Below are 7,214 nucleotides of genomic sequence, written 5' to 3'. Positions count from 1 at the left end.
GCTGACATCGTCCCAGCACGTTCCATGCTTGTTCATCGGATAAAACTGTTGCCGGACGTTCATCACTTTCCATGCCATGACCTCCTGAACACTCGGGACGGCCTTCCTGCCTAATAGAAAGGGGCAGGAAGCCGTGATGGCGAACGTTGAAACTGGGAGGCGAACGGTCCTGGCAGCCAAGGTCCTGGTAAGGGCACTGCGGCGACCTGACCGCCGTCGACAGCGCAGCCTTCACCGGAAGGGTCTGTTTGACCTCATCATTGCCACAACCGGCGGATCTGCCGCGCGCAGCGTGGACACCGTACCGTCGTCCAAGCCCAGAGCGATCCTATGCTCCGGTGACTGGATTGTGCGCAAGCCCGGCAGTTTCTCCACCGTCAATGACGAATTGGGCGCCGGTGACGAAGCTGGATTCCGCGCCCGACAGATGGAGCACCAACTCTGCGATTTCCTCCGGTCGGCCTACCCGATTAAGGGCAACGTGCGAGGTAGTGAGTTCGAGACCCTCGGTCATGGGGGGTCAGGACGGCGCCAGGGTGCACCGAGTTGACGCGGATGCCGTAGCGGGCGAGGTCCAGTGCTGCGCTCTTGGTCAGCCCGGTGACGTCGAATTTCGACGCCGTATAGCGGGCCGACGGTTGGATCAGGAGGATATTGCCGGGGCGAACTGCTTCGGCGGGGATGTCTTCCGGCGGCAGGCCCCGCAGTTCGCAGTGGGCTGTGTGCGGCACGCGCTCGAGCAGGGACTTGAGTTCCCGGGTGGCCCGGCCTTGGGCGATCTCTTCCAGGGCTTCGCCTCCAGCGAGCATGAGTACGATGATCAGGGCTGCCACGTACTCCCCTACAGCCACGGTCGCGGCAATGGCAGTTACCGCCAGGAGATCAATCCCCCAACGGCCGCTGCGTAGCGCCTTGACCATGGAGCCGGACCGGATGATGGCAACCACAATGGCGTAGGCACTTGCTGTCCATCGGGCTGCCGGGTCCTCCCCCAGTGCCAGCAACAACCAATAAGCTGGCCTGTGCTGCGTCTCGCATGAGCACATCGGCAGGCGAGTCATCCGATTCCAGCGCTTCGCGGACACGGAGTCCCGGAAAGAGCTCCCGGATGCGGCCGGCTGCTTCTGAGATAGCCGGCTGCTTCTGAGATAAGTGCCCGGGGATCAGGCTCACGGCTGTGACCTATTCCCGTCCTGCCTCCTGCGTTGGCTGGAGGCAGCGTTTTCGACACCGCATGCAGCACTGTCAGTCCCTCTCCGGTCCGGCTCGCCTCCTCCGCCGCCATCTTAAGGGCAATTTCGGAGTCAGCCGATCCGTCGACGCCGACCACCACTCCGATATGGTTCGTCGCCGCTGGCGCGGGAATGACTGCGACGGGACTCCGGCAGAGGACTACTGCCTGAAAGCTTACCGACCCGAAACCCTCCCCTCGCCCGTCTGCGGAACGGTCCGAACCGAGAACCACAATCTCGGCGCCAACGGACAACAGGCTCAGCATCGGTGCCGGCTCGCCCGGCTGCCAGCTGGTGAGGATTTGCAGCGTCGGATGCCGCGCGGCCAGCCGGTCACGCGCAAGGCCCAGCAGCACCGGGGTCCGAGGAGGATCGGTACGGAAATTCACGCTAAGCGGTCATGCGGCGTCGCCTGCGCGTTTGATGGCGCGGTAGACGGTTGAACGCGCTACCGCGAAGAGTTCAGCAAGTTCCACCGTCGTGTGCGTCCCTGCCCGGTGAACGGATACCAGGTGGGCTTCCTGTTTTTTGGAAAGCTTCGGCTGTTTCCCCCGCAGGCGGCCCTTCGCCTTGGCGACCGCCATGCCCTCCCGGGTCCGTGCGCGGATCAGGTCGGCTTCAAACTCCGCGACCATGGCCAGGACGTTAAAGAGGAGCCGGCCTACTGGATCGGTCGGGTCGTGGACGGAGCCTCCGATGCTTAGCTTGACTTCGCGGCGCGTGAGTTCGTCAACAATGTCCTTCGCATCGCGGAGCGACCTGGCCAGACGGTCGAGTTTGGTCACGACCAGGGTGTCCCCGTCCCGGCAGGCGGCCAGCGCTTCCCTGAGCCCGGGCCGTGCCCGGTTGGCGCCGGTAAGGCCCTGGTCGGTGAAGGTCTTGTCCGGCGACACCCCCAGAGCGGCCAGGGCATTCTTCTGGGCGGTGAGGTCTTGGTCGTTGGTGGATACGCGCGCATATCCGATCAGCAGTCCGGTCATGGTCTTGAACGTACCGTTTATCCCCCCGTCACCGGGCATTTTCTCGGGCGGGTCTTACGGGAATCGGGCGGCCGCGGAAATCCGGCGAATCGTGATCCGGAAATTTTGGGTCTCCCTTGCCCCGGTGAGGGACCGGCTTGCGGGCACCAGAGGTAGGACCAACATGGGCGTCCGGATTTCTCTGGCGCTTGACGTTAGGCAGGCAAGTACCTGCATAATGGTCCTGTGAGTTCTGAGGACAGAGAAATGAACTCGGTCTTCAAAGCGATGGCCGACCCAACCCGCCGGCTACTGCTTGACCGTCTGCGCGAGCATAACGGTCAGTCGTTGCGCGAGCTGTGCGAACGCCTGGACATGAAGCGTCAGTCAGCTACCCAGCACATGGACATCCTGGAAGAAGCCAATCTGGTGATTGTCGTGCGGCGTGGACGCGAACGACTCCACTACCTGAACCCGACGCCGATCCAAGAGATCGAGCAGCGGTGGATCGCAGAATTCGACAAGCCCCGATTGCGAACGATTGATGCGATCAGGAACCAAGCAGAGGAGAGCGCCATGAGTACCGAACCTGTCCCCGTCCCGATCTATCTCTATGTCACCTATATCCGGGCAAGCGCTGAGCAGGTATGGCAAGCCCTGACGGATGCAGACGTGACCGCACAGTACTGGGCCCACGCGAACGTTTCAGATTGGCAGCCAGGCTCGGCTTGGGAACATCAACGCATCGATGGATCCGGGATCGTCGATGTCGCCGGACGCGTGATTACGGTCGAACCTCCCACACGCCTGGTCATCACCTTCGATGATGCTCCCGACGACGAATCCCTGCGAGAACCATCCGTTGTGACCTTCCTTGTCGAGCCGCACGAGGACATCGTCCGGCTCACCGTGACCCACGAGAATCTTCCTAACCGGGAGATGCTGAACGGTATTTCCCACGGCTGGCCGGCCGTGCTGGCGAACCTGAAATCCCTTCTAGAAACTGGCGAGGTACTCCCACAAGCGCCTTGGGGCATGGCACCCGCGCACACGTAGAAAACCCACCACTGCCAGTCATCCCGACGTGCACCACGACCGCAGGAAGCCGGAGACGCAATGGACACCACCCAACTTCGAAATGCCTACCAAACACTGCTCGACGCCACCTCCACCGTGGCGGATGCAGGCGAAACGCGCTGCACACCGCAGGACGGAGGATGGAATGCCGAGCAGATCCTGGCCCACGTCACGCTCGTGAACGCGACCACGATCGCGGCCATGTCAGCTGTGGCCGCGGGGATCAACACGACGTACGACAACCGCATCGCTCTCGATACATGGACCATCGGGCGCGTCATCACCTTGGCCGGCGGCACCACCGGACTTCGCGACCGCATCCAAGCCCAAGCAGATGCACTGTGCACACTGACCGGCCCCACACTGAGCGAGCCCGAACTCGACACGATGGTGCCCAGCAGGCTCCTGTCCAACAATGAAGTCCTGGTCGATCAGCCCGTCCCCTTGAGGGAACTCATCACCGGACTGGCAGCCGTAGAGCTACCCGGGCACACCCAACAACTCCTGGACCTACTGCCGAGAAGTGCACGGCCCAAATCATAAGGAACCAAGCCGTTCACCAACACCACGGACGACTGCGGTACGCGGTGGCCCTGCCCGCTCAAGGATCCCTTTGCGGAACGCCTGTCTGCCCTGGCGGGCAGGTTGGACTTCAGGGTTGTTGTTCTGGCTGATGTTTGTTCAGCCGAGTACGCGGACGTCGCTGTCCTGGATGAGGATCGCTTGTTGGTCGCCAAGTGGTCGGGTCGGAATCCCGTCCGCGACGAGCGCGTTCCTCCAAGCCCTATTGGCTGTGTCGAAGTCGGGGTTGCCCGTGTGGGGAATGATTACGTGATCGTATAGGTCCAGCCCGTCCTCGGGGACGTAGCCAGGAACGACTGTGACGTCCTCGATCTTGCCGATGTGGCGAAGCGAAGGGCCAGCAAGGACAGCGCCGGCGCTCCACCCGGCATACACAGTCCCTGCGGACACTCGTGCGCGGATGAGCTCGCGCGCACCGCTACGCTGAACGAGCCAACTCAGGTAAGCGGCGTTCCCGCCGCCGACCCAGGTGACGTCGACGTGCTCGAACAGTGTGGCCAGCTCCGTGGTGGCACCTGTTTCGTACTTGCGGAGGTCGACGGGTAGAACGTCATAGCCGAGGTCGGTGAGCCCCCTTCGGATCACCTCGACCCAACCGGGCGGCCCTTCGGTCACCACGTCTGCGGCGTTCTCGATGGCCGCCACCCGGGTTTCGTCGGGCCTGCGTCCGACCAAGCCGGCTAATGCCGCGGCGATGTCCGGTGTGAGGTCGAGTGAGTACAGCAGCGCCTTCATCGAGATTCGTCTCCTGCGTGAAGTATTGGTTCGTCCAGGCTGCGTGCGTCCGCGTCGGCTGCTCCGGTGAGCCATTGCACGAGCTGGTCAAGAGTCTTGGCGTGGCCGTTGCGGTGCCCGTCGATCATGCCTTGGCCGGCGAGCGAGGTGACCTGATCGATGACGGTGATCCGGGTCCCCCCTCCGCTCTCCTCGAATACCCAGGTCAAGACGGCGATGGCCATCAGCTGACCTTTGCGTTGGATCGAGTCGCAGTAGACGAGGCGATGGGGTGGCTCGATGAGGTGATAGCGGTGAGCTCCGACGTTCAACAGGTTTTCGGGTGGGCCACATCGGTAGCTGTCTTCACCACCTTCGGTGAAGTCGGCAGTGTCATAGACGATCTGCTCACCGTCGGGGACCGACCAGCGACACCGGTCCTCCACACTGGCATAGGCGACCCATACCGCCTCGACTGGTGCCTCGACCTTGCGAGTGAAGCGGAGGGTGTCGTGGGCTAGATCCATGCGCTGCTCCTTTCGGCGTGAACGTCTGACGGTGCCTTCGTAGAGTCGTTCTCTTGTGACGTTGTCGCTCAGGCCCCGGTGAGAACCACCCTGTTGCCGTCGGGATCGGTCAGCGGCAGGATGCGCGCTCCGCCGCCGGGTTGCGGTCCGTCGTGGCCGATGCCAGCCTCAGCCGCACGCGTGGCGGCAGCGTCGAGCTCCGTCTCCTCGAGCAGGACGGACGACTGCCCGGCGCGGTCGGGTTCGGACCACACCTGCACTGAAGGTGTCGCGAAGCGCCACTCGATCGGGCCCGGCATTGGCCGGGCATCGGGCTCGCGACCGAACAGACGGGTGCACCACTCCTCGGCCGGGTGTACCACTCCTCGGCGCGATCCAGGTCCGTGACGGTGTAGTTGTGGCGTACACGCTGCGAATCATGAAGGTGTCCTTCCTGGTGATGGTCATTTGCAAGCACCTCTAGCGGAGCACAGGTGATGGTAGATTGCAAGCAGTCGCCCTTAGGAGGCCAAGATGACCATCACGCCACGGTCGGGCTGCCCCATCAACGCCGCCGTCGAGGTGCTCGGCGACCGTTGGAGCCTCATCGTTCTGCGCGACATCATGTTCGGCGACCGACGCCACTTCCGAACTCTCCAGCGCGGATCAGAAGAGGGCATCGCCTCGAACATCCTCGCCAGCCGTCTCCACGACCTCGTCGCCGCAGACCTGCTCACCCGGGAGGATCCCGGCGCCGGCCGCCGTGCCGCCTACAGCCTCACCGAAGCCGCGATACAGCTGGTTCCCGTACTGGCCGAACTCGGCTGGTGGGGACTGCGTCACCGCCCCACGACCGAACCGCTGCGCGTGCGCGCACAGATTCTGCACGACGGAGGCCCCGCGTTATGGGATGACTTTATGAACGAGCTACGTGAACGTCACTTGGGCATCCCGGCACCGGACACCGGGCGGCCGTCCGTCGGTGAACGACTGGACGCTGCCTACGCCGAGGCCGTCCAAGCAGCAGCGCGAGACCACCAGACAGCCTGACCGTGTGGTCCCTACACCGACGACCCGCGCCGTCCCGCAAGAGGAACGGACGAGAAGCAATCTCCTGTCCAATACGTAACCAGAAACGTCCCGTAGACCGTTCGGCTTACGGCACGCGTCAGAGCGGCCAGCGTAGCCCTATCCCGGACGGATCAATAGTATGAGGCATGGCCGCGGCAAATAGAGGTTCAAAGTTGATGAGGCGCCTAAGCGTTGTTCTGATGAGTCTCGGTCTTTTCGCTACGTCCTGTGCTGCAGTGGGGCCTGCGGCCCCGGGAGGTGGTGCTTCCCAGCCGTCCCCGCGAGAGTCGACGCCAGGGCCGCCGCCGTCTAGCTCATCAGTCAGTCTCGAAGCCTCCCCAGCCGACGGAGCCATCTCCCATGCGGCCAGCGAATTGAGCCGGGAGCTGGCAGGGGATGATCGCTTCGCCTCAGTCGAAGTTCTTGAGGGGAACCGAATTGTCGTTCATTGGCACGGCCCCGTGGACTCGAGGCTACGTGACCTGCCGGACCGGTTCCCAGGTGTTCAGATTTCAGTCGCGGCAACCTCTTGTTCGCCTGGAAGGCTTAGCGAGTATGCGAGCGAACTGCTGACCACAGACCCGGCTGTAAACATCGCTGCGGTATCGCCAGATGGGTCACACCTGAGGCTTACCCTGGATGAATCAGTCAAGGCTACATCGGACGTTGCCAGCCTGGAGCGCAAGTACTCAGAGGCAGTTGGCTGCCCCGTCAAAGTGGAATTCGGGGACATTACCNGAGGACCAATGCTCGGAAAAGTCACGCTTAGACCGGTGTCGGGAAAGGACCATCTACCGACACCCCGACCTACCGGCGACACGCCGCGAAATCCATGTCGGAAACCCGCGCCGGAAATCAACGTCGGCAAACCCTGCCTTAACGGTATTCTCGACACGTGTTGATCGGATATGCCAGAGTCTCCACCGCCGACCAGAACCCAGACCACCAAACGGACGCCCTCGCCCGCGCCGGCGTCGACCCGCCAAACATCTACCTCGACCACGCCAGCGGCGCCAAAGCCAGCAGGCCCGAGCTCGATAAAGCCCTCGCCTCGGCCAACCGGGCCGGCGACC

11 protein-coding genes are annotated in these 7,214 nt (G+C 63.1%); 4 read left to right on the top strand and 7 right to left on the bottom strand.

All coding sequences use genetic code 11. The features are described 5' to 3' along the window. Positions 1–328 precede the first annotated feature (328 nt). From NG697_RS21555 to NG697_RS20735, 4 genes are all read right to left on the bottom strand, one after another. Positions 329–514 (bottom strand): SDR family oxidoreductase, encoded by a 186-nt coding sequence (locus NG697_RS21555; RefSeq protein WP_252604011.1) that lies wholly within the window; start codon positions 512–514, stop codon positions 329–331. Then, complete coding sequence (locus tag NG697_RS21550; protein ID WP_252604012.1) at positions 471–1,007, bottom strand: SDR family NAD(P)-dependent oxidoreductase; 537 nt, start codon at positions 1,005–1,007, stop codon at positions 471–473. The genes NG697_RS21555 and NG697_RS21550 overlap by 44 nt, the downstream gene beginning before the upstream one ends. 50 nt (positions 1,008–1,057) lie before the next feature. Next, positions 1,058–1,498, bottom strand: coding sequence for a universal stress protein (locus NG697_RS21130; protein WP_256473120.1), 441 nt, complete (start codon positions 1,496–1,498; stop codon positions 1,058–1,060). Positions 1,499–1,630: 132 nt separating this feature from the next. Further along, the gene (locus tag NG697_RS20735; protein WP_252615082.1) at positions 1,631–2,212 is read right to left on the bottom strand and encodes a recombinase family protein; all 582 of its coding nucleotides are present in this window, start codon (positions 2,210–2,212) and stop codon (positions 1,631–1,633) included. Between the two features lie 246 nt (positions 2,213–2,458). Between NG697_RS20735 and NG697_RS20730 the strand changes: the two genes are divergently transcribed. After that, the gene (locus tag NG697_RS20730) at positions 2,459–3,247 is read left to right on the top strand and encodes an ArsR/SmtB family transcription factor (protein ID WP_252615081.1); all 789 of its coding nucleotides are present in this window, start codon (positions 2,459–2,461) and stop codon (positions 3,245–3,247) included. A gap of 60 nt (positions 3,248–3,307) precedes the next feature. Continuing rightward, positions 3,308–3,811 carry a hypothetical protein gene (locus NG697_RS20725; RefSeq protein ID WP_252615080.1) on the top strand — a complete coding sequence of 168 codons (504 nt, stop codon included), beginning with the start codon at positions 3,308–3,310 and terminating at the stop codon, positions 3,809–3,811. A gap of 138 nt (positions 3,812–3,949) precedes the next feature. On the opposite strand, the gene NG697_RS20720 is transcribed toward NG697_RS20725, so the two are convergent. The 3 genes from NG697_RS20720 to NG697_RS20710 all read right to left on the bottom strand — a co-directional run bounded on the left by NG697_RS20720 (position 3,950) and on the right by NG697_RS20710 (position 5,390). Continuing rightward, complete coding sequence (locus NG697_RS20720) at positions 3,950–4,585, bottom strand: Type 1 glutamine amidotransferase-like domain-containing protein (protein WP_252615079.1); 636 nt, start codon at positions 4,583–4,585, stop codon at positions 3,950–3,952. Then, on the bottom strand, positions 4,582–5,091 hold the full coding sequence (locus NG697_RS20715) for an SRPBCC domain-containing protein (protein ID WP_252615078.1): 510 nt from the start codon (positions 5,089–5,091) through the stop codon (positions 4,582–4,584). The genes NG697_RS20720 and NG697_RS20715 overlap by 4 nt, the downstream gene beginning before the upstream one ends. Before the next feature lie 68 nt (positions 5,092–5,159). Beyond that, on the bottom strand, positions 5,160–5,390 hold the full coding sequence (locus NG697_RS20710; RefSeq protein WP_252615077.1) for a hypothetical protein: 231 nt from the start codon (positions 5,388–5,390) through the stop codon (positions 5,160–5,162). Positions 5,391–5,604: 214 nt separating this feature from the next. Here NG697_RS20710 and NG697_RS20705 point away from each other — a divergent pair, with 214 nt between their 5' ends. Then, positions 5,605–6,120: a winged helix-turn-helix transcriptional regulator gene (locus NG697_RS20705; RefSeq protein ID WP_252615076.1), complete on the top strand. Its 516-nt coding sequence runs from the start codon at positions 5,605–5,607 to the stop codon at positions 6,118–6,120. Between the two features lie 916 nt (positions 6,121–7,036). Next, positions 7,037–7,214: recombinase family protein (locus NG697_RS20700; RefSeq protein ID WP_252614817.1), on the top strand; the 178-nt coding region annotated here is incomplete at its 3' end.

The organism is Pseudarthrobacter raffinosi (genome assembly GCF_023913835.1).
GTDB lineage: Bacteria > Actinomycetota > Actinomycetes > Actinomycetales > Micrococcaceae > Arthrobacter > Arthrobacter raffinosi.
The sequence above is the reverse complement of the archived record's forward strand: the minus strand, read 5'-3'. Positions and strand labels throughout refer to the sequence as shown.